This is a genomic window from Enhygromyxa salina (assembly GCF_002994635.1).
Taxonomy (GTDB): Bacteria; Myxococcota_A; Polyangia; order Nannocystales; family Nannocystaceae; genus Plesiocystis; species Plesiocystis salina_B.
Genome location: NZ_PVNL01000100.1, coordinates 59,983 through 81,722, shown reverse-complemented (window position 1 = coordinate 81,722; position 21,740 = coordinate 59,983). Strand labels below are relative to the sequence as shown.

The 21,740-nt window shown below is 67.8% G+C and carries 17 protein-coding genes and 1 tRNA gene; 13 read left to right on the top strand and 5 right to left on the bottom strand.

Annotation, left to right across the window (positions count from 1 at the left end):
* Nucleotides 1–268 precede the first annotated feature (268 nt).
* Nucleotides 269–1,153, top strand: a complete 885-nt coding sequence (locus ENSA7_RS24690) for a transposase (protein WP_181234065.1) — start codon at nucleotides 269–271, stop codon at nucleotides 1,151–1,153.
* Nucleotides 1,154–1,566: 413 nt separating this feature from the next.
* Here the strand turns inward: ENSA7_RS24690 and ENSA7_RS24685 are convergent, their stop codons facing one another.
* From ENSA7_RS24685 to ENSA7_RS24675, 3 genes are read right to left on the bottom strand one after another with little or no spacing between them, the layout of a single operon-like run.
* Complete coding sequence (locus ENSA7_RS24685; protein WP_106091796.1) at nucleotides 1,567–2,007, bottom strand: arginine repressor; 441 nt, start codon at nucleotides 2,005–2,007, stop codon at nucleotides 1,567–1,569.
* Nucleotides 2,008–2,025: 18 nt separating this feature from the next.
* Complete coding sequence (argJ, locus tag ENSA7_RS24680; protein WP_106091795.1) at nucleotides 2,026–3,987, bottom strand: bifunctional glutamate N-acetyltransferase/amino-acid acetyltransferase ArgJ; 1,962 nt, start codon at nucleotides 3,985–3,987, stop codon at nucleotides 2,026–2,028.
* A gap of 2 nt (nucleotides 3,988–3,989) precedes the next feature.
* A complete protein-coding gene (locus ENSA7_RS24675; RefSeq protein WP_106091794.1) occupies nucleotides 3,990–4,973 on the bottom strand; it encodes an Asd/ArgC dimerization domain-containing protein in 984 nt (327 codons plus the stop codon).
* 189 nt (nucleotides 4,974–5,162) lie between these two features.
* Here ENSA7_RS24675 and ENSA7_RS24670 point away from each other — a divergent pair.
* The 6 genes from ENSA7_RS24670 (at nucleotide 5,163) to ENSA7_RS24645 (ending at nucleotide 12,420) form a co-directional block, all read left to right on the top strand.
* Nucleotides 5,163–5,235, top strand: a tRNA-Gly gene (locus tag ENSA7_RS24670).
* A 276-nt stretch (nucleotides 5,236–5,511) separates the two neighbouring features.
* A complete protein-coding gene (locus ENSA7_RS24665; protein WP_146158093.1) occupies nucleotides 5,512–6,102 on the top strand; it encodes a hypothetical protein in 591 nt (196 codons plus the stop codon).
* Between the two features lie 158 nt (nucleotides 6,103–6,260).
* Entirely contained in the window at nucleotides 6,261–7,805 is a 1,545-nt protein-coding gene (locus ENSA7_RS24660) for a DsbA family protein (protein WP_106091792.1), read from the top strand.
* Between the two features lie 30 nt (nucleotides 7,806–7,835).
* Complete coding sequence (locus ENSA7_RS24655) at nucleotides 7,836–10,004, top strand: DsbA family protein (protein ID WP_106091791.1); 2,169 nt, start codon at nucleotides 7,836–7,838, stop codon at nucleotides 10,002–10,004.
* Between the two features lie 170 nt (nucleotides 10,005–10,174).
* Complete coding sequence (locus ENSA7_RS24650) at nucleotides 10,175–11,773, top strand: DsbA family protein (protein WP_106091790.1); 1,599 nt, start codon at nucleotides 10,175–10,177, stop codon at nucleotides 11,771–11,773.
* Nucleotides 11,774–11,781: 8 nt separating this feature from the next.
* Nucleotides 11,782–12,420, top strand: a complete 639-nt coding sequence (locus ENSA7_RS24645) for a TlpA family protein disulfide reductase (RefSeq protein ID WP_106091789.1) — start codon at nucleotides 11,782–11,784, stop codon at nucleotides 12,418–12,420.
* A gap of 31 nt (nucleotides 12,421–12,451) precedes the next feature.
* On the opposite strand, the gene ENSA7_RS44110 is transcribed toward ENSA7_RS24645, so the two are convergent.
* Together ENSA7_RS44110 and ENSA7_RS24630 are read right to left on the bottom strand one after the other, a co-directional pair.
* On the bottom strand, nucleotides 12,452–13,219 hold the full coding sequence (locus ENSA7_RS44110; RefSeq protein ID WP_181234064.1) for a hypothetical protein: 768 nt from the start codon (nucleotides 13,217–13,219) through the stop codon (nucleotides 12,452–12,454).
* Nucleotides 13,220–13,418: 199 nt separating this feature from the next.
* A complete protein-coding gene (locus ENSA7_RS24630; RefSeq protein ID WP_146158091.1) occupies nucleotides 13,419–14,348 on the bottom strand; it encodes an alpha/beta fold hydrolase in 930 nt (309 codons plus the stop codon).
* Between the two features lie 301 nt (nucleotides 14,349–14,649).
* On the opposite strand from ENSA7_RS24630, the gene ENSA7_RS24625 reads away from it, so the two are divergent.
* The 6 genes from ENSA7_RS24625 (at nucleotide 14,650) to ENSA7_RS24600 (ending at nucleotide 21,721) form a co-directional block, all read left to right on the top strand.
* Nucleotides 14,650–15,135, top strand: coding sequence for a hypothetical protein (locus ENSA7_RS24625; RefSeq protein ID WP_106091786.1), 486 nt, complete (start codon nucleotides 14,650–14,652; stop codon nucleotides 15,133–15,135).
* A complete protein-coding gene (gene cyoE, locus ENSA7_RS24620) occupies nucleotides 15,132–16,082 on the top strand; it encodes a heme o synthase (RefSeq protein WP_106091785.1) in 951 nt (316 codons plus the stop codon). Before ENSA7_RS24625 ends, cyoE begins: the two co-directional genes overlap by 4 nt.
* Entirely contained in the window at nucleotides 16,082–16,783 is a 702-nt protein-coding gene (locus tag ENSA7_RS24615; protein WP_106091784.1) for an SCO family protein, read from the top strand. Before cyoE ends, ENSA7_RS24615 begins: the two co-directional genes overlap by 1 nt.
* On the top strand, nucleotides 16,783–17,217 hold the full coding sequence (locus ENSA7_RS24610) for a c-type cytochrome (RefSeq protein WP_106091783.1): 435 nt from the start codon (nucleotides 16,783–16,785) through the stop codon (nucleotides 17,215–17,217). Before ENSA7_RS24615 ends, ENSA7_RS24610 begins: the two co-directional genes overlap by 1 nt.
* 434 nt (nucleotides 17,218–17,651) lie before the next feature.
* A complete protein-coding gene (locus ENSA7_RS24605) occupies nucleotides 17,652–18,242 on the top strand; it encodes a cytochrome c3 family protein (protein WP_244923898.1) in 591 nt (196 codons plus the stop codon).
* Nucleotides 18,239–21,721, top strand: coding sequence for a 4Fe-4S dicluster domain-containing protein (locus ENSA7_RS24600; RefSeq protein ID WP_106091781.1), 3,483 nt, complete (start codon nucleotides 18,239–18,241; stop codon nucleotides 21,719–21,721). The genes ENSA7_RS24605 and ENSA7_RS24600 overlap by 4 nt, the downstream gene beginning before the upstream one ends.
* Nucleotides 21,722–21,740 lie beyond the last annotated feature (19 nt).

Below are 21,740 nucleotides of genomic sequence, written 5' to 3'. Positions count from 1 at the left end.
GACAGGACCTTCGGGACCGGGACAACACAGCACAGATGGGGCATAGGTGCCCCTCAATGGGGTTGCGCGACCTCCGCCGGGTTGCTGGCGCGTGACGTGAGCAGGACCTTCGGGCAGGACTTTTTTCCCGGGAAGGACTTTTTTTCCCCAACCTCTGCAAAGCCAGCCCACGCGGGCCGACAGCCCGTGTGTGACACCTCCGCGATTCATCCACGAGGAGCAGACCGCCTTCATCACGTGTCGGGCCGTGGGCCGGAGCTTCCGGTTTGTGCCAACCAAGGAGGTCACCGAGATTATCCTCTTCGCGCTCGCCTACACGTGCTCGAAGTTCGACGTTTCGTTGCACGAGGTCGTGTACATGAGCAATCACTTTCACATGCTGTTGACGGCACACACGAAGTGTTTGCCCAAGTTCATGGAGGAGCTCAACTCACTGACCTCGCGCGCACTCAATGCCCATCGCGGGATTAGCGGGACCAATTTTGAAAAAGGCTACGGTCTGGTCGAGCCACAGGATGAGGCGAAGTTGCTCGAGCACGTGGTCTACACGCTCACCAATCCGTGCGACAGCGATCTGGTCACCAAGGCGCGCCAGTGGAAAGGGGTGACGACGGCGCGCATGCGATACGGCCAGGAGCTCGTCGTGCCAAAGCCGAAATACGGGCTGTGGGAGCCGAAGAATCCAGCGAAATCGGCCAAGAAGCGAAAACGACCCGATGCACGGACACGCTCGAAACGGGACCGCAGCACGCTTCCCGCAACCGCGACGCTTCGCCTCGTGCGGCCACCCTTGCGGCCCGAATTGACTGACGACGAGCTACGCGATCTCGTGCTCGAGCAAGTCGCTACACGGGAGCGCGAACTCGAGGACGTCCGGGAGAGGCAAGGAACGAAGGTTCTCGGGATGCGCAAGGTCAAGGCGCAGCATTGGGCAGCGATGCCTGGACCAGAGGACCTGTTTGGGGTGCGCCCGACAGTGTCTGCGAAAGACCGGCGCAAGCGAATCGCAGCGTTGGGTGAAAAAAAGCGGTTCGAGGAGGCGTACGCGTTGGCGTGGGAGCGGTGGCGCGGAGGGGAGAAGGACGTGGAGTTCCCTGCTGGTACATGGTTGATGTGTCATCGCTACCGGGCACGTTGCGCTGCTCCTCTATAGGGTGGATCCGAGCGGGAGTGAGCGGTGGGCACGATGACCCGCCCATCGGTGCTGGTTGGGCTTGGTGATCGGGCTCGAGTCGGCCGATATTGTTGGGTTTGGGGCATCGTCAAGCGTGGGTAGGCAACCCAATTCGGCTGTGGGAAGCGTTTCTGCGTGCCGCCAATGCCCAACTCGGCCCCCTGCTCTCCGGCGGTCGAACAAGACCTTCGGGCAGGGTACCCGGGCACAACTCGGCCCCCTGCTCTCCGGCGGTCGAACAAGACCTTCGGGCAGGGTACCCGCTCTCCGGCGGTCGAACAAGACCTTCGGGCAGGGTACCCACGTCCGGCGCGGGCAGGGTACCCGGGCACGGCGGTCGAACAAGACCTTCGGGCAGGGTACCCCCGGCGTCACGCCACGGCGGCTGGCCGTCAAAGCTCAGCCAGCTCAGCCAGCGCCAGCGCCAGCTCCCCAACCCGCCCCACCGACCGCGGCATCACCACCACCGTATCATCCCCAGCAATCGTCCCCAGCACATCCGGATGCCGCAACCCATCCAGCTCCAACCCAACCGCCTGCGCCCGCCCAACCCGCGTCCTCACCACCACAATCACCTCATTATGCTCCACGCTCAACACCATCCCGGCAGGAAAGCTAGTACGCCCAGCCGACTCCAGCCGATACACAAAGCTCCCATCCTCCCGAACCCGCCGCTGCGCCCCAAGCAGCTTCAGATCCCGAGACATCGTACTTTGCGTCGTCACCACCCCCCGCTCCGCCAGCGCCTCGACCAGCTGCGTCTGCGTGCTCCCGCCCCGCCCAGACAGCAGCAGCTGCCGCAACATCTTCCGCCGCCCCTTCGTCTCACTCATGGCGATCCAACCCGACCCTCACCGAACCTGCCGAGTAATCAGCGTCCCCACGCCCTGCTCGGTGAACAGCTCAGCCACCAGCGCATGCGGCAGCCGCCCGTCAATCAAGTGCAGCGCCCCCAACCCCTGTCGCGCCGCGTGCCGAGCAAACGCCAGGTTCTCATCCGCGTCCGTCGTAAACCGACCCCGGTCCAGCCCAACCAGCGCCTGATCCGGACTGAGCTCACTCACCAACCCCCCAGCGTCCCGCAGCCCCTGGTCATCGGCCAGGCTCAGCAGCTTCGCAACCCCAAGCCGGACCCCAAGCGCGACCAGCTCCCCCGGGTCCGGCCGGCTCTGGATCAGCACACACGCCTGGCCCCGATCCAGCCGCGCAGCGATCCGAGCCGGGTCATTCGGCACCTCGGCCAACCGATACGCCCCATCGGCAAAATCACCGCGCAGCCCAGCCAGCACCTCCACGTCAGGCACGACAACCAGCACCCGCAGCTCAGCGTTCAGCATCAGCTCCAGATCCCGGGCCACGCTCGCAAGCAGCATCGGCTTGCGGGCCGCCGAGCCAGACAAGTGCACCATCACCCGAAGCCCAGTAAAGCGCCGCACATAAGACAGCCCATCAACCAGCAGCTGGTGCTTGAGGATCGGCGTATACGAAGCCAGGGTCACGTTCCGCCCGACCTGCCCATCAGCGTTGACCACCACCTGCAGCGCCTCGTCGGCGTTGATCCGCACGTAGTCATAGGAAAAGTCGCACCCCAGCGCAGTGAAGCTGGCGGGCCCCTGGCCAACACGAATGTCCCAGCGCACGGTCGGCTCTCGCAGCCGCCGCGCGAGCTCGCCAAACTCCACTTGCTCGAGCGCGGCGCCCTCGCGCACGAGCGGGACCCGCTGGGCATCGATCTCGATGTGACTGACGTCCAGATCGACAAACCCAGCCTCGAGCGCGGCCTGACCCGCGGCGGCCCCGAGCCGCCCCCAGCCGGCCTCACCAGCGAACACGCTGCACTTGAACAGCGAGCTGCGGCAGCACCCACGCGCGATCGCCTTGGCGATCACAGGATCGGGTGCGCCGCTGACATGAACCTCGAGCAGCCGCGTCGCGCCCTCACCGTCACGGGCGATCTGCTCGGCGAGCGAGCGGAGCACAGCCTGCAGCGCGGCGGCGAACGCCCTGCGAGCGCCGCCGTCCTCCTCACCACGGCCGATCTCCACGCCCGCCTCGCCGCTCGCTAGCACCAGCACGGTGTCGTTGGTCGAGGTGTCGCCGTCCACGGTGATCGCGTTGAAGGTCGGCTCGATCGCCGCGCGCAGCAGCTCGTGCAGCAACCCAGGCTCGAGCGCGGCGTCGGTGCACACGAACCCCAGCGTGGTCGCCATGTTGGGGTGGATCATCCCGGACCCCTTGGCCACGCCGAACAGCCGGACCGTGCGCGCCTCGCCGCCGCGATCCTTCAACACCAGCGATCCATGGGCGACCTTGGTCACGGTGTCCGTGGTCAAGATCGCGGCGGCGAATCCTCGTGGATCCTCGCTGAGCCCGGCGCACACGGCCGGCATCGCGTCCACGAACTTCTGCGGATCCAGCGGAACCCCGATCACGCCGGTCGAGCAGGTCAAGATCGCGGAGGCGGGCGCCTCGAGCGGGCCGGCGGCGGCCTGGGCCATGGCGACGTTGACGGCGACCCCAGCGGCGCCGGTCATCGCGTTGGCGTTGCCGCTGTTGACGAGCACTCCCCGAACGCCGCTGGCAGGCACGAGCGTGGCGCAGCGATCGACACACGCGGCGCGGACCAGGTTGCGCGTGAACACCCCGGCCGCGCTGGCCCCGGCCACGCTGGTGCAGCGGATCAAGCCGAGGTCCTTGCGCGAGCGCTTGATCCCGGCGTGGACGCCAGCAAACTGGAACCCGGCCGGCAGCGCGAGCTGGCCGTCGAGAGAGGTCGAGACGCTGAACGCGGTGGTGTCAGTGGTGTCGCTCATGATCAATCCCTGGCTGCGGTTGAACCCAAACTAGAAAACGCCGGGGCCACCCCGGTAGGCGAGCCGGCGAGCGGCGGCGGAAGACCGAGCCCAGGCGCCAGCTCAAGCCACAAATTCAGGTTGCACAGGGCCTGGCTGGCGGCGCCGCGCATCAAGTTGTCGATGCTCGAGAACACCGGCACCAGACCGCTGCGCTCGACCGGCCCGACCGCCAACAACGCCTGGTGGGTGCCGACGACGTGGCCCAGGCCCAGGCCCTGATCGGGCTGGGCGAGCACGCTGACCCACGGGTGCGACGCGTAGCGCTCGACGAGCGCGTCCCGAAGTCGCTCTGGCCCGACCCGGGGCGCCACGAAGCTGGTCACGATCATGCCCCGCACGATCGGCAGCAGCTGGGTGACGAAGCTGACCGCCGCGCCGCCGCCGAGGTGGTGCTCGATCTCAGGGACGTGCCGGTGCTCGCCCACCTTATAAGGAAAGCTGTTGCCAGCGAGGTTGCAGAAGTGGAGGTGGTCGGCGAGGCCCTTGCCAGCCCCCGACGCGCCGCTGGTCCCGAGCACCGCGATCGGCGTCGGGCTGATCAGCTCGCGCTCGATCAGCGGCCGCAGGCTCAGCAGCGTGGCCGTGGGATAGCAGCCCGGGTTGGCGACGATCCGGGTGCCCGCGGGCGGTGCACCAAACAGCTCCGGCAGGCCGTAGTGGGCGGTCGGATCGCGCCGTCGGGCGTCGGAGAGATCGAGGATCTTGGCGACGCCGAGCTCCGTGAGCGCGTCGGTCCACTGCGTCGCTGGCTCGCCAGGGAGCGCGAGCGCGACGACCTCGCACGCGCGCAGCTGCTCGCGCCCGCGATCGTCGAGATCGCCGGGGTTGCGAGTCTCCGGGATCACGGCATGCATGCATGGATGCTGCATGATGAGCGCATGGAGGACTTGCCCCGCGTAGCCGGAGGCGCCGATGATACCCACCTGGAACTGCTGGTCTGCCACGGCTGCTGGCGTCTATCGCAGAACCCGGACCGGCCGCAAGGGCCGAGGACCGCATGCTGCATACTCGCATACCATGCGTGATCACATGCATCGGGACCCGACTGGGGAGGAGCGTGAGTTGGGCCGGTATCGGAGCCAATTTTCAGGCTTGACTCGCGGATGCGCTCGGGTAGAGTCCGCAGCCCAGACGCGGGAGTAGCTCAGTTGGTAGAGCGCAACCTTGCCAAGGTTGAAGTCGCGAGTTCGAATCTCGTCTCCCGCTCAAAGCCCGGTTTCCCAACCGGGCTTTTCTTTTTGGTTCAGGTTGGTTCAGGCTGGTCCAGATTGGTTCAGGCTCGCCAAGCCAGACTGGGATCACGAGGGCTGATTTTTGCGTCTGTCCCAACACCCGCGTTGGTGGAGGTGATCCCGGCGCTGTTGGCGTCGTGTGACAGGTGAGCGAAGCGCCTGATCTTGGCGGAGCGCTGACGCTTGCGCACCCGCGCGAGCGCGGATAGCCTCACCTGCGAACGTGCGCATTGGTTTCCACAAGCGGTCGATGCTGGCCATCGCGCTGCGAGTGCTCGGGGCCGCCCTGATCCTCGTCGCGCTGGTGTTCCCGCGCGCCGAGGCCCGCGCGGGCCAGGCCAGCGCGTCGCCAACCGCAGGTGCGCCGCAGCTCAACCTCGGCGAAGACGGTGGTGAGTGCGGCGAAGATCCGCAAGTCGAGACAATCGATTGTGGCGACAAGCTCGCGCAGATGGACCGGCGCTTGGACGAGCCCCTGGTGATCACGCTGCTGCGCGCGGTCGCGCGACCCACCTCGAACGAGTCGACCGACTCGAGCTCGTTGACCGACTCGAGCATGTTCAACATGAGCGAGCGGGCCTGCACGGAGCTGCTGATCGACATCTGGTCGCAGGAGTCGTGCGCGGCCCAGAGCCGCGAGTGCGGCAAGATCAACACGGGCGCGCCGCCTGGTCCCGCGCCCAAGCTGGCGTCGAGCTCGTCGAGCGCGCAGTCGTTCTTGGCCGGGCTCGCGCTCGGTGGCGCGGCCGCTCGTCGGCTCGGGCGCCACGTCAGCGTGGCGGGACCAAGCTCCCGCGATCTCGAACCACCGGTTCCGCCTCCTAGGCTCCCGTCGCACTGATCACTCGTCAATTCGACGCCCCGCGTGCCAAGCGTGCAAACCGGCCAGGGGGCGCCGAACTGGCGAGAGGTAGGTCGAGCGTGTCTCGACCTCGAGTCAGCGCGAGCGCCCGGTCGACCCGACCGGACCACCCAGAGCCAACGACAGCGGATCCATTCATGACCATCTCACTCGAGCCTGCTTCGGCGGGGCTGCCACGCTTGGCGTGCGCGGGGTTGCTGTTTGCGTTGCTGGGGCCGCTGGTCGCGTGCCCGGCCAAGCCCGACCAACACCAAGCGGCGGTCGACATCGATCTGCGCCGGTTCGTGGTCCAGACCGGCGAGAACGACTACGCGCTCGGCGGCGACCAGCCGCTGGTCACGATCATCTTGTGGACTGACTACGCCTGCGCGCCGTGTGGGCGCTCGTGGCAGGTCATGAAGCACCTCGTCGAGGACTACGGCGACGATCTGCGGGTGGTCTATCGCGCGGGCACCGTGCCCGGGTTTCAGCATGGCGAGCGGGCGGCCGAGGCCGCGTTCGCGGCGGGTGGCCAGGGCAAGTTCTGGGACATGCACTGGCGCCTGTTCGAGTACCCGGACGACTTCTCGCGTCCGATCCTGCGCAAGCACGCCGAGGCGATCGGCCTCGATGTGCCGCAGTTCATGGACGATCTGGACACCGGCCGCTACTCGTCGCCGCGGGTCCGAGATCGACGACAGGCCGCGGCCTTGGGCCTGAGCCCGCTGCCCGCCGCGTTTGCGAACGGCCTGTTCGTGCTCGGCTTCAAAGACGAAGCCGGCTGGCACGCGCTCATCGACCGCGAGATCGCCAGCGCCCGCAAGATGATGCAAGACGGCATCAAGCGCGCTGACGTCTACGAGGAATTCATGCGCACCGCCAAGCGCGGTCGGGTCGACGACAACGACGAGGCCAAGCGCTTGCAAGCCCAGCGGGGGGCCGCGGCCGAGGCCGCCGATCCAGCCCGGCTCGACGGCCCCGACTCGAAGGCTCGGTATGCGGTCCCGACCGGGGCCGTGGCTGGGTTCGGGCCTGCGGACGCGCCGGTGGTGGTCGTCGAATTCGTCGACTACCAGTGCCCGTACTGCCGCAAGGCTCACGATGAGGTGCTGCCCGCGCTGCGCGAGCGGTACCCCAACGACGTGCGCGTGGAGATCCGCCACCTGCCCCTCGAGATCCACCCGGCCGCCGCCGCTGCGGCACGGGCCGCGATCACGGCGGGGGAGCAGGGCAAGTTCGGCGAATTTCATGCGCGACTGTTCGCCGACGACATCGGCGGACTGGGGTTTTCGACCTTCGTTCAAGAGGCTGAGAAGCTCGGCCTCGACGTCGAACGGTTCAAGCGCGACTTCCAGACCCGCGAGGTCGGCGACAAGCTCGCCAGCGACGTGCTGCTCGCACGTCGGCTCGGGATCCAGGGGACGCCAGGCTTCTTCGTCAACGGCCGCTACATCGACGGTGCCCGCAGCGCGGCCACCTACACGGACATGGTCGACGAAGAGCTCGCGCGCGCGAAGCAGCTCGAGGCTGAGGGTACGCCCCGGTCCGAGCTCTACGCGGCGCTCATGCAGGGGGCGCTCACGCCCGATCAATTTCCCAACGCTCACCTCGCGGTCGCACCACACGATGCGGCCCCGAGCCCCGAGCAAGACCCAACTCCACGACAAGATCCCGCGCCAGCCAACGACGCTGGCCAACCCTGATCGACTGATCATCAGACAAGGACAATCATCATGAAGCGTTTTGCACTTCAAACCCTCATCGCCGCCGGGCTGCTGTTCGGACTTGGCGCGACCGCTACTACTGGCTGCGTGGCCCCGCCACCCAAGGCTGGCGCCGCGCAAGCTGGCACCGGCACCTTCGTGACCATGGACGAGGTCGACGCCTCGATGAACGACAAGGTCACCGGAGAGCGCTACCAGATCACCTACGAAAAAGATGATCTGTGGCACGGGGCGCCGGACGGCGCGCTGGTGACGATCGTCGAGTACTCGGACTTCCAGTGTCCGTACTGCTCGCGCCTGGCTAACTCGCTCAAGCAGATCTCCGAAGAGTACCCCGACGACGTCCGCGTGGTGTTCAAGCAGTTCCCGCTGCCGATGCACGACCGGGCCAAGCCCGCGTCCGAGGCAGTGCTCGCCGCTCACGCCCAGGGCAAGGGCTGGGAACTCCACGATCTGATCTTCGAGAACGCTCGCCAGCTCAGCGACGAGGATCTGATCCGCTACGCCGAGCAGGTCGGCGTGCCGGACATGGCCAAGTTCAAGGCCGATCTCACCGGTCACACCTTCGCCGCGAAGGTCGACGCCGAGATGGAGCAGGGCCGGAAGTTTGGCGTTGGCTCGACCCCGAGCTTCTTCATCAACGGTCGGCCCGAGCGCGGGACCAAGAGCCCCGAGCAGCTCAAGGAGATGATCGAGGCCGAGAAGGTGATGGCCCAGGCGCTGCTCGACGCCGGCTCCAAGAAGAGTGAGATCTACGCGCGGATCATGAAGGCCGCCAAGGCCGAGCGGGCGGCGCCCGAGCGTCCGGCCGCCGCGGCCAAGGGCAAGCAGCAGCAGCAGGCCCGGCCCGGCAAGCCCGATCCCTCGAAGAACTACGCGGTGCCCGTCGATGACCGCCCGCAAAAGGGTGAGGCTGGCGCGCTGGTGACGATCGTCGAGTACTCGGACTTCGAGTGCCCGTACTGCCGCAAGGTCCTGCCCACGCTCAAGCAGATCGAAGAGAAGTACGGGGCGGACGTGCGGGTCGTGTTCCGTCAGCAGCCGCTGCCGATGCACAAGGAGGCCGTGCCATCCGCGAGCGCGGCGCTGGCTGCCCATCAGCAGGGCAAGTTCTGGGAGATGCACGACGCGCTGTTCGCCAAGGCGGAGACGCGTGGGCTCAACGACGCGGCCTACGTCGAGATCGCCAAGCAGCTCGGCCTGGACGTCGACAAGTTCAACGCCGATCGCAAGAGCCCGGCGATCGCCGAGCTGATCGCCGGCGACCAGAAGGTTGCGATGCAGTTCGGCGCGGGCGGGACCCCGGCGTTCTTCGTCAACGGCCGTCCGCTCTCGGGCGCGCAGCCGTTCGAGGCGTTCGACGCCGTGGTCAGCGAGGAGCTGGCCAAGGCCAAGGCGTACATGGAGGCCAACGAGGTCGAGCCCGAGAATCTCTACGAGGAGATGTCGAAGGGCTGGGAGACCGAGGTCAAGCCGCCGCCGGTCGCCGATCACACCCGCCGGGACATCGACGTCTCGACGCTCGCCGGCAAGGGCAACCTCGAGAACCCGAAGCTGACCCTGGTCGAGTGCTCGGACTTCGACTGCCCATACTGCACGCGTGGGGCCGAGCTGGTCGACGCCGTGTTCGCGGACCCGAGGTACAAGGACGTCACCGCGTTCTACTTCGCCAACTTCCCGCTGCCGATGCACAAGACCGCCGAGGCGGCGCACCGGGCCGCGATCGCGGCTGGCAACCAGGGCAAGTTCTTCGAGATGCATGACCTGCTGTTCGCGGATCGGACCAAGCGGACCGAGGCCGACTTCAAGGCGATGGCTGCCCAGCTGAGCCTCGACGTCGACAAGTTCATGACCGACTGGAACTCGGAGGCGACCAAGCAGAAGATCGTCGACGACAAGGCGCTGTGCTCGAAGCATGGCGTGTCGGGGACCCCGAACTTCTTCATCAACGGCCGCTCGATGCGGGGCGCCGTGCCGCTGCAGATGGCGGCGACGGCGTTCGATGAGGAGCTCGCGGGTGGCTTCGAGGCCCTGGCGAAGGCGGATCCGGCCGCCAAGCCTGGGGACAAGGCCGCCGAGGGTGACGACAAGAAGCCCGCCGCCAAAAACGAGAAGGCCGAGAAGCCCGCGAAGGCCGAGAAGCCCGCGAAGGCCGAGAAGGCCGAGAAGGAGGGCTAGCCCTCCCCGGACCCACCGGTCCAGCGACTCGCTGGTCCGGTGCGGTCCTGGCGAGCATGGCTCACGACACGAAGCCGTGAGCCGGGCTCGCCAGGGCTGGTTTCAGCGCTACCAAACAGTAAGCTTCCGCGACCCTGGGCCAGGCCCCGGGTGCCAACTCGGAGTCACAGATGTCCGAAGACGACAAGCAAGAGCACGAGCCCGACACCGCGCCCGACACCGACGATCAGACGATCGAGGAGTCGTCGCTCCATGATCGGAACGATCGGAACGATCGGAACGATCGGAACGATCGGAATGATCGGAGTGACCAGAAGGACGCGTCCGAGCCGCCCAAGCCCGACGCCAAGCCCGACGCGGGAGCCAAGGTCAGCGGCGCCGGTGACAAGCGCAGCAAGCTGCTCGGCAACCTCGTGTTCGTGCTCGGGTTCCTCGCGACCTTGGTGCTCGGCTACTTCGTCGGGCAGTGGGTGCGGGTCAAATTCGGCGACAAGCCGGTGCCCGAGACGGGCGATCGCTACCACGTCGAGCTGCGCGGCGACGAGCCGCAGCAGGGTCCCGACGACGCGCTGGTGACGATCATCGAGTTCGCGGACTACCAGTGCCCGTACTGCGCCCAGTCGGTCGAGCCGCTGGCCGACGCGATGTCCAGCTACGAGGGGGACGTGCGCCTGATCTTCAAGCACTACCCGCTGCCGGGCCACCGGGCCGCGGCGCCGGCCGCCTACACGTCGTGGGCCGCTCATCAGCAGGGTGACTTCTGGGTGTTCCACGATCGCCTGTTCGAGGCCAAGGCTTCGATCGAGAAGGTGCCCGACTGGGTCAAGGAGCGGGGGCTCGACGCCAGCAAGTTTGGCCGCGACATGGAGTCCCCCGAGGCCAAGGCCGCGGTCGACTCCGACATGCTCGCGGGCTCGAAGGTCGGCGTCACGGGGACCCCGGCGTTCTTCGTCAACGGTCACCTCTACCGCGGCAAGCGCAGCGCGATCGACTGGCGGAAGATCATCGAGGCCGAGCTCGAGTACGCCAAAGAGGTCGTCGACGACGGCGTCCCGCGATCCGAGCTCTACGCCCACCTCATGAAGGACGCGCTCGATCACCAGCCCGGCGCGCCCACGCGGCCGCCCCAGGCCAAGCGCGAGCGGCGGGCCGGCGAGCCCGACGACACCTCGGTCTACAAGATCCCCGTCGAGGGCCGGCCGATGAAGGGCCCCCACACCGCGCTGGTCACCGTCGTCGAGCTCGCGGACTACCACTGCCCGTACTGCTCGAAGGTCAAGACCGACCTCGATCGTCTGCTCGAGGCCCACCCGGACGAGGTCCGCCTGGTCTACATCCAGCGCCCGCTCACCTCTCTGCACCCCAAGGCCCGCGACGCCAGCAAGGCCGCGCTGGCCGCCGCGCAGCAGGGCAAGTTCTGGGAGATGCACGACAAGCTGTTCTTGCGCCAGCTGACGTCGATGCAGCAGTTCGAGAAGGTCGCCGAGGAGCTCGGCCTCGACGTCGAGCAGTTCAAGGCCGACTTCGACGGTGAGGTGGTCAACAACCAGCTGACCGAGGATGAGCAGCTAGCTGACAAGTTCGGCGTCAACGGCACGCCGGCGTTCTTCATCAACGGCCGCTATGTCTCGGGCGCGCTCGGCTACCAGGCCTTCGAGGCGCTGTTTCAAGAGCACCTGGCCGAGGCCAAGCAGATGGTCAGCAGCGGCACCGCGCCCAGCGAGGTGTACGGCAAGCTGATGGCCGACGCGAAGACGACCGTGGACTGAGGAGCGCGATGCAAGACCCTCCCAGCGTGCTGATCCCCGCCCCGGACCCGATCCGGTCCAAGCCGGCACCGGGGCGGCTCGACCCGCTCGCGGTCGCGGCGATGATCACCTTCGTCCTGGTCGGGGGTCTGCTGGTGTTCGGGTTCGCCCAGGCCCTGGTCCCGGCGGTCGAGGCCCAGCAGGGGGCCGCCTGTCGCCCGCTCACGCCCACGCCCAAGTCAGGCGCGATCCCGGACCTCGAGCTCGAGGAGCTCGACGGCACGCCGGTCTCGCTCGACGAGTTTCGCGGCAAGTTCCTGGTCGTGAATTTCTGGGCGACCTGGTGCGAGCCCTGCACCCGCGAGTGGCCGGACCTGCACGTGCTCGGCTCGCGGATGGCCGAGCGTGACGACGTCGCCGTGATCGCGATCAGCGTCGACCAGGAGCCCGAGTTGATCGCTCCGTACCTCGAGCGCATGGGCCTGACCGAGACCCCCGTGCGAGTGCTGCGGGCCAAGGCCGCCGACGCGCAGCAGCTGTGGGGCAGCGAGAAGATCCCCGACACCTACTTTGTCAGCCCGACCGGCGAGTTCGAGGCGGTGTTCGTCAACGTCCGCGAGTGGGGCAAGGCCAAGGCCGTGCGCTGCGTCGAAGCCAGCGCCGGCTAGCAGGCCGGGGTTCAGCCCGCGCTGGCGCGGCTCACAGGCAGGCGCACTCGTCGAGGTTGGGGCCGACCTCGAGGTCGACCATGAGGGTGTAGTCCCCGTAGTCGCCGAGCCCCAGGCTGCGCCCGTCCGCGACGATCGTGAACCAGTCGGACTTGAGCGCGGTGTACTCGACGGTCGCCGGATCGGGGGTGTCGCTGCAGACCTTGGCGTTGCCGACACAGTCCGCTTCGTCGTGGACCTTCAGGATCGCTACCCAGTTGTTGGGGTTTTGCGTGACCGTGATCGTGTCGCCCATGACCAGCCAGATCCTGAAGAAGTGATCGTGGCCCTGATCGAGGTTGGCCGGGATGTCGACCGGCCCGCAGGCGCCGCTCTCGTCGTTGGTCGCCGACTGGGTGCTGCCGCCAAAGAAGAACCCGGCCTTGGCCGCGGTCCGGCCGATCACGTAGGCGCCATCGCAGGTGTTGGGGGTGCTGTCGATCTTGCCGTCGCACTTCAACATGCACGGATCTTCGGGCTCGCCGTCGCCATCTCCGGAGTCGCCGTCGCCGTCGCCGTCGCCCGGGGTCGTGTCGGCGTCGCCATCACCCGGGTCGCCGTCCCCCGGCTCGGTGTCGGCGTCCCCATCTCCCGAGTTGTCCTCGTCGCCGTCGCCGTCGCCGTCGCCGTCGCTGTTGCTGGCGGTGAAGCTGGCGCTGAAGCTGGCAGGGGACTCCTCGCCCTCGCCGCCGGCACAGCCGAGCGACAGCCCGGCGCACACAGTGAACAGAACAGACAGCTGGATCGAAGGTTGGGTCATGATAGGTCTCGCCAAGGTCAAGGACACACGCGCGGTGTGACCCCCACAGTCTCGGCTTCAGCCCTCCGCAGGGCAAGCTGCGTGTCGCGCCCAGGCGAGGAGCCCCGCCCGAGCTGAAAACAGCTCGCTGCCAACGGCGAACCGGTCCACGCATGGCGCCTGCAAGCGGGCGAGGAGTCTCGCCCGAGCTGAAAACAGCTCAGATGGCGGCGCACCAGGTCAGCACCTGGTTGAACAGGCCGAGCTCGCCGGGCAGCCCGAGGTCGAGGTTGGCTGGAAATCCGACGTGGCCGCCGCGGCGGGCCCAGCGAACATCGACACCGGCGCCCGCGCGCGTGAGATACGGACGCAGCGTCTCGGCGGGGACCATCGGGTCACCGGTGGCGGCGACGACCAGCAGCGGAACGCTGGCCTCACGCAGCCGCGGGCCCGCGGTCTGCGATCGCCAGTAGTGCTCGACGCTGTCGAACCCGAACCGAGGGACCACCGTGGCCATGTCCCACTGGCGGATCGAGCGAAACCGCGGGCTGTGGCCGTGGACCTTCACGTGGATCTTGCTCAGCCCGTCGAGCACGTGGCGTCGGTAGATCCACGCGCGGGGGTGGTCGATCAGCTCGACGGTGCGCGCGAGATCGAGGGGCGCACAGATCGCGACGACGGCGGCGACGCGCGGATCGGGTCGAGCTCGCAGCGCGAGCTGAATGCTGACGTGGCCGCCGAGCGAGAATCCGAGCACGAACACCCGCGCGTGATCGGCCAGCGAGGGGTCGCCGAGCACGCGCTCGAGATCCGAGGCGAGCCCCGCGTGATAAAAGTCGGCGCTGCTGCGGCCGGCGCCGCGCATCGAGATCCGCAAGCTGGCGTGGCCGCGCGCGCGGACTGCCGCGGCAGCCTCGCGCATGTAGGGCCGCTCAGCGTCACCCCCGAGCCCGTGGACGAGCAGGTAGAGGTCGCCCGAGCGCGGCCCCCCGCGCAGCCCCGCGAGCGTCACCGGACCGCCCGGACCCTCGCCACCTTCGGGATCGTCGATCAGCAGGGACCATGCTTGATCGTCGAGCTTGGGTGCGCGGACGCGCCCGCGCACGTCCGAGGTAATCGTCCACCAGTGTCCGTGCGGTGTCGCGGGCAAGTCGGCGCGATGATGTTCGGCGCCCCCGCGAGCCGCAAGTCATGAGCCCACGGCGTGCATTGCAGGTGTGATCGAGCGTGCCGAGTCTCGCAAATGTTTCTGGCTCGGCTCGCGTTGACCTGTCCAACGGTGCCGAGTAGGTTCGGCCCGCGTGGCGAGGCTCAATGATGGGCAAAATGCCCATACCGAGGATCGTGAACGGCCCCTCGCGGCTGATCCTGCTCCCGTCGCCGCGCCAAAACTTGGTTTAAATGAGGGTTCGAGTGGTCCCAACGTCGAGCCCGACAACAGCCTCAAGTACGTGTTCAGTGCGATCGCGCTGATCAGCGTGGTCGTCGGCGTGCTCGGCTACTGGCGCTACGCGAACTCGGAGCGGTGGGTCGCGCAGGGAATCTCGAACATGGACGCGGTCGGTGCCACGCTCGACGCCGAGGGCTGCGTCGACGAGGTCGTCGGCTGGTATGGCGCCTGCGATCAGCACGACGCCAACGCGGCCGTCTGTCTGCAGGGTGTCGGGATCTTGATGCAGCACTGCTTGAGCGCGCGCGAGCGCGACGAGACGTGTGAGCAGTATCTCGACCCCACGTCGGACAAGCACGCGGCCAGCGACGACATGCTCGAGCGAGCGCGAAACCCGGCCACCGCGGGTGGGAGCGGGCGCTGGGTCTACGCTCGCTGCGAAGAGCGGGGCATGGTTTGCCGGAACAAGCGCGAGTGCGCATGTGCCGAGGCCTATCGAGCCATTGACTCTTTCTGCCGGACAGGGCAATCGGCGGTCCAGCTGTGACCAATCCAGCGGATCCGAAGACCAGCCCCGTGCGGGACTACCTGGCGCTGACCAAGCCCGGGATTGTCCGCATGTGTCTGATCATGACGGCCGGTGGGCTGTGGCTCGCGCCAGCTTCCACGCCGGGCGCGAGCGGCTGGATCGGTTGGAGCGGTTGGAGCGGTTGGATCATGTGGGCGGCCGCGCTGATCGGCTCGGGCCTGGCTGTCGCGTCGGCCAACGCCTTCAACATGATCGCCGAGCGCGAGGGCGATCGCAGCATGGCCCGCACGCGCAACCGTCCGCTCGCGGCGGGCCGGCTGAGCGTCCGCGGTGCCACCTGGTTTGCGAGCGGGCTCGGCGTCGCGTCGATGCTGGTTTTGGGCCTGGGCACCAACCTGCTGACGGCCGGGCTCGCTGCGTTCGCGCTGCTCAGCTACTGGCTGGTCTACACCCCGCTCAAGCGCAAGACGCCGCTGGCCTTGGTGATCGGCGCGGTCCCGGGCGCGGTCCCGCCAGTCCTGGGGTGGACCGCGGTGACGGGCTCGCTGGATCTGCCCGGCGCCGTGTTGTTTGGGATCTTGCTGGTCTGGCAGATGCCGCACTTTCTGGCGATCTCGATCTTCCGCAAGCAAGACTACGCCGACGCGGGGATCCGCGTGGTGCCGGTCGTGCGCGGCGAGACCGTCGCCAAGGTCCAGGCGATCTTGTGGGCGGCCCTGCTGATCCCCGTGAGCCTGGCGCTGACGCCCCTCGGGGTCACCAGCGAGGTCTACATGGTGATCGCCGGCGCCGCTGGCCTGGTCTACCTGGGCTTTGCGATCAAGGGTCTGACCACGCACGAGCACTCCGCCGAGCTGCGCTGGGCTCGGCAGCTGTTTGGGTTCTCGCTGATCTACCTGCCGGTCGTGACGCTGGCGCTGGTCGTCGATCTGTTGTGGTTCTCGGCGTCCTCGGGGGGCCTCTAGTGACCGCGCCCGCCGAGTCCGCCGCTGGGCCCCAGCCGTGGGATCAGCCCGCGCCGTGGATCCTGTTCCTGCGTCGGCACATCTGGCTGATCGGGATCTTGTTCTTCCTGACCATGATCACGGTGATGCGCCCGCTGCTGGTTCGGCGGCCGCCGCCCCCAGAGGTGGTCGGCGAGGTCCCGGCGTTCACGCTGGTCGACTCGAGCGGCGACACCTTCGACCGCGGCGAGCTGCTCGCGGCCGACAAGACCTGGGTGGTCGGGTTCGTGTTCACGCGCTGCCCCAGCACCTGCCCGGCGATCAGCCGCGCGATGCTCTCGTTCCAGGACCAGGTCAGCCGCGCGCGGCTCGACGATCGGGTCGAGCTGCTCACGGTCAGCGTAGACCCCGCGTACGACACGCCGGAGGTGATGGCCGCCTACGCCGAGTCGATCGGGGCCAACCTCGACAATTGGCGGTTCATCACCGGCGACGAGCAGGCGATCGAGGACTTCGTGGTCGGCGGCTTCAAGCTCGCCGTGGGCGACGCCGAGCAGGTGGCCGGCCGCGACCCCGGCGTGATCGACATCGCCCACTCGACCAAGCTCGCGCTGGTCGATCGCTACGGCAATATCCGCGGCTACTACTCGACCGACGAGGACGGCCTCAACGAGCTCTTTCACCGGACCCTGCGGGTGATTCGGATCGAGGAGGGCGAGTGATGACGGCCGGGGTGACGAGCGGTCTGGCGCTGGGCTTGGTGTTGCTCAGCGGCTGCAACTCTGGCGCGCCCGCGTTCACCGAGCCGATGACCCTGGGCGGCAGCGAGGTCTCCCCGGAGGCGCTCAACCAGGGACGCGATCTCTATCGAGTGCATTGTGTGTCTTGCCACGGTGACGCCGGGGCAGGGGACGGACCGGCGGCGCGCAACCTCAAATTCCCACCGGCAGACTTTCGCGCTGGTCAGTTTTCGTTCGTCGCCGAGGGCGAGCTGCCCACCCACGAGCAGCTGACCGAGCGGATCCAGGTCGGCGCGCCGGAGCGGGGCATGCCCAGCTGGAAGGGCATGCGCCCCGAGGACCTGTCGGCCCTCGCCAACTACATCAAGACCTTTTCGCCCCGTTGGTCCACGCCTTCGGGCAAGGCCGCGTCATGAGCATGGCATTCGATCATGCAAATTACGCGGTTCACCCGCATCAGCCGAGCCAGCTAAACCGGATGGCTCAGCTGGATCAGCGGGTTCCCATGCACCGCGCAATGCGTACCTACCGCACTGCGATCATGGTCGACTGGTTTGCGGATTGGCCGCAAATGGTTACCTGCACCCGGTATTCGGGAGGTTGCCACCAGGACGACCGACTGATAGTTTCCGCGCCCGGAGAGCTTCGTTTGGGCGCGAATCACAGCGTTTTGGCGATTCCTCAGCCGAATTCGGGTGGTCGGGGGACTTCCTCGTACCGCAGCCCGATCACCCGCGGTGTCTCGAGCGAGCTCTGCCTCGCGCCCGCCTGTGAAAGGTGAACTCTCGTGCCGGCCATCTTCCCTCGCTGGACAAACAAAATCCCCCTCGCCATCGGTGTCGTCGCGCCATTGGTTGGGGCCTTCCTCATCTTCGCCGTCTGGTACTGGTGGTCTCCGCTGTACACGGACATGGGCTACCGGCCCAAGCAGCCCGTCGAGTACAGCCATGCGCTGCACGCTGGCGACATGGGCATCGATTGTCGGTACTGCCACAACACGGTCGAGGTCTCGCCCCACGCCGCGGTCCCGCCCACGCAGACCTGCATGAACTGCCACTCGCAGGTGCAGACCGAGAGCCCCCGGTTGGCGCTGGTCCGCAGCAGCTACGAGACCGGCGAGTCGATCCCGTGGGTCCGGGTGCACTTGCTGCCTGACTACGCGTTCTTCGATCACCGGCCCCACGTGGCCGCGGGCGTCGGCTGTGCCACCTGTCACGGTCGCGTCGACAACATGGTCGTGGTCGAGCAGGCCGAGCCCATGTCCATGGGTTGGTGCCTCGACTGTCACCGCAACCCGGAACCCAACCTTCGGCCGCTCGACCAAGTCACCAACATGAATTGGGACGGGTCGCCAGAGCAAGCCGCCTACGACGCCACCAAGGACCTCGAGCGCAAGCGCATGCCTTCGCCGCCGGTCCACTGCTCGGGGTGCCACCGATGACTAGCCAGCCTAGCACCAAGAAGCCCAACCAGGCGCTCAAGAACTACTGGAGCAGCGTCGCGCAACGCAAGACCAAGCTCAACGTGCTCGGCAGCCATGCGGCCGGCGCAGAGTTTCGGCCCGGCGCCGACGAGCTCGTGGTCGAAGGCGGCGCCTCGCGGCGCAAGTTCATGGGTCTGCTCGGCGCCTCCACGGCGCTCGCGGGGCTGACCTCGACCGGCTGCGTTCGCAAGCCGGCCCAGAACATCATGCCCTTCGCGAAGCGCCCGGAGGATCTGATCCCCGGCGTGCCCACGTACTACGCGACCGCCGTTCAGGTCGGCGCCACCGTCATGGGCTTGCTGGTCGAGTCCCAAGATGGGCGGCCGACCAAGATCGAGGGCAACCCGCAGCACTCGGGCTCGCAGGGCGCCACCGACGTGTGGGCCCAGGGCACGATCCTCAACCTCTATGATCCCGAGCGCTCGGTCACGCCGCGCTCGAAGACCGTCAGCGCCCACGCGTTCGCGGCCCCGGGTCAGGGGGTCCAGGCCAAAGAGCAGGTCGCGCACGGCATGTGCGAGCGCCTGCGCGAGCTGACCTTGGCCGACAGCAAGTCGGTCGACGCCGGCAACGCGGCCAAGGCCAAGTGCGAGGCCCTGATCGAGAGCGGCGGCGCCTGGAACGTCTACATCGACGAGCAGGGCCGCGAGGTCACCGAGCTCAGCGTTCAGTGGGACGCCCAAGTCCCGACCAACTGGGGTGACGCCTGGGCCGCGCTCAGCGAGGAATTCGCCAAGCTCCACGCCAGCGGCGGCGAAGGGGTCGCGCTGGTCGTGCCGGGCAGCTTGTCGCCCAGCTTCCGCGCCCTGCAGCAGCGCTTCGTCCAGACCTACCCCAAGGCCAAGGTCGTGCTCGACGACCCGACCTATCCGATCAACTCGATCCGCGCCGCCGAGATGGTCGCGGGCGAGGGGGCCCGCGCGTTCCACAGCCTCCAAGAGGCCACGGTCATCGTCGCGGCGGACTCGGACTTCCTCGGCGTCGAGCAAGATCACGTCCGCCTGGCCCGCGAGTATGTGCAGCGGCGCAAGCTCGCCGGCCCCGAGGACACCTCGGGCATGAACCGGCTCTACGTGATCGAGCCGCACCTGACCAGCACGGGCGCCCAGGCCGATGAGCGCCTGCGGCTGCCGGCCGGCGACGTCATCGACTTCCTCGCGGCGCTGCTCGTCGAGCTGGTCGAGACCCACGGCGTGACGCTGCCGCCCGGCTCCGAGCAGTTCGCCTCGGTGATCGGCGCCCGCGGTCAGTTCGACGCCCGGACCCAGCGCTTCGTCTCGGTCCTGGCCGAAGATCTGTTCGCGCGGATCCAGCCCGGCGCCCCCGACCAGGTTGGTCAGTCCAAGACCGAGCGGGTCTGCGTGCTCGTCGGTGAGCGTCAGCCGCCGCTGGCCCACGGCCTCGCGTTCTTGCTCAACGCGACCTTGCTGTCGGCGAGCGCCAACCCACCTGGGCCGCTGCGCTTCAACCACCGGCTCGACACGGTCCCCTACGTCGACCTCGCGGAGCTGGCCGCCGGGCTCGAGGCCAAGACCATTCACACGGTCCTGTGCCTCGGCACCAACCCGGTCTACGACGCGCCGGGGCAGCTCGGCATGGCCGACAAGCTGGCCACCGCCAAGCTGCTGATCCACGCCGGCACCTACCACGACGAGACCGCCCAGGTCGCCCACTGGCACCTGCCGCTCTCGCACTTCCTGGAGGCCTGGGGTGACCTCGAGGCGATCGACGGCACCGTTTCGATCCAGCAGCCGCTGATCGCTCCGCTCCACGACACCCGCAGCGCGCTCGAGATCCTCGCGATGTTCGTGCCGCACCAGGACGCGGCCAGCGGCGAGTGGGCGCTGAGCACGGTCGAGAAGCCGGGCGACCAGCTGGTCCGCGACTACTGGGACGGCGAGATCGCCAGCGCCAGCGCGCGCACGCCCAACCCCGCGACCTTGTCGGATCGGGTCTGGCGTCGCTGGCTGCACGAGGGCCTGGTCTCCGGGATCCCGCGCAGCCCGACCTCGGTCCGGCCCAACAAGTGGCAGCCGTTCGCGGACCTCATGGTCAGCCGCCGCGTCGAAGAGGGCCCCTACGAGATCAACTTCCACCTCGACGCCAAGGTGCTCGCTGGCGAGTACAGCAACAACGGGTGGATGCAGGAGCTGCCGCACCCGATCAGCAAGCTGACCTGGGACAACGGCGCCTACATCTCGGCCCGCACGGCCACCGAGCTCGGGGTCGAGAACGGCGACAACCTGGCGATCAAGGTCGGCGACACCAGCATCTCGATGCCCGCGTGGATCGCCCCCGGCCAGCACGATCGCACCGTCTCGGTCGCGCTCGGCTACGGCCGGCGGGGGATCGGGTCCGTCGCCGACGGGGCCGGGTTCGACGTCAACCCGCTGCGCCGCGACCAGGCCCGGTGGTTCCACCGCGGCGAGGTCAGCCGCGGCTCGGGCAACTACCTGCTGGTCTCGACCCAGGACTACGGCCTGCTCGATCCCGACGGGGCCGCGGGCACGCCGATCCTGAACTACGAGCCCCGCCCGATCTACCGCGAGGCGACCGTCACCGGGTTCAGGAAGGACCCCGAGTTCTCCAAGAAGGGCGACCTCATGCCCAAGGAGCGGCTCAAGGAGCCGTGGGCTCGCTACGACCCCGAGGTCAACCCGACCTTGTCGGTGCCGATCCTCCACGGCCCCCACCAGTGGGCCATGAGCATCGACCTCAACAGCTGCATCTCGTGCAACGCGTGCGTGATCGCCTGCCAGGCCGAGAACAACATCCCGGTCGTCGGCAAGAAAGAGGTCTCCAACGGCCGCGAGATGCACTGGATCCGCATCGATCGCTACTACACCGGCCCGGAGGACAACCCCGAGGCCGTGGTGATGCCGATGCTGTGCCAGCACTGCGAGACCGCCCCGTGCGAGAACGTATGCCCGGTCGCGGCCACGGCTCACAGCCCCGAGGGCCTCAACGACATGGCCTACAACCGCTGTATCGGCACGCGCTACTGCGCCAACAACTGCCCATACAAGGTCCGGCGCTTCAACTTCCTGCACTACAACGAGGTCATCCCGTTGACCGAGCAGATGCAGAAGAACCCCGACGTCACCGTCCGGTTCCGCGGCGTCATCGAGAAGTGCAGCTACTGCGTGCAGCGCATCAACGCGGCCAAGATCGAGGCCCACGTCGACGGCCGCGACAAGGTCCGCGACGGTGAGATCGTGACCGCGTGCGAGCAGGTGTGCCCGGCCGAAGCGATCGTGTTTGGCGACATCTCGGACCCGACCACCCGGGTCTCGGCGCTCAAGTACTCCACTCGCAACGAGGACTACCGGGAGCGCGAGCAGAGCCCGCGCGACTACGCGGTCCTGCAAGACCTCCTCACCAAGCCGCGGACCACCTACCTGGCCCGCGTGCGCAACCCCAACCCCAAGCTCGCGTGAACCCGGCGTAGCAGGCGTA

Coding starts and splice junctions, on each gene's coding strand:
- ENSA7_RS24610 (WP_106091783.1), top strand. CDS start 16,783: ATGACGGCCGGGGTGACGAGCGGTCTGGCGCTGGGCTTGGTGTTGCTC.
- argJ (WP_106091795.1), bottom strand. CDS start 3,987: ATGAGCGACACCACTGACACCACCGCGTTCAGCGTCTCGACCTCTCTC.
- ENSA7_RS24655 (WP_106091791.1), top strand. CDS start 7,836: ATGAAGCGTTTTGCACTTCAAACCCTCATCGCCGCCGGGCTGCTGTTC.
- ENSA7_RS24650 (WP_106091790.1), top strand. CDS start 10,175: ATGTCCGAAGACGACAAGCAAGAGCACGAGCCCGACACCGCGCCCGAC.
- ENSA7_RS24645 (WP_106091789.1), top strand. CDS start 11,782: ATGCAAGACCCTCCCAGCGTGCTGATCCCCGCCCCGGACCCGATCCGG.
- ENSA7_RS24600 (WP_106091781.1), top strand. CDS start 18,239: ATGACTAGCCAGCCTAGCACCAAGAAGCCCAACCAGGCGCTCAAGAAC.
- ENSA7_RS24685 (WP_106091796.1), bottom strand. CDS start 2,007: ATGAGTGAGACGAAGGGGCGGCGGAAGATGTTGCGGCAGCTGCTGCTG.
- ENSA7_RS44110 (WP_181234064.1), bottom strand. CDS start 13,219: ATGACCCAACCTTCGATCCAGCTGTCTGTTCTGTTCACTGTGTGCGCC.
- ENSA7_RS24660 (WP_106091792.1), top strand. CDS start 6,261: ATGACCATCTCACTCGAGCCTGCTTCGGCGGGGCTGCCACGCTTGGCG.
- ENSA7_RS24665 (WP_146158093.1), top strand. CDS start 5,512: ATGCTGGCCATCGCGCTGCGAGTGCTCGGGGCCGCCCTGATCCTCGTC.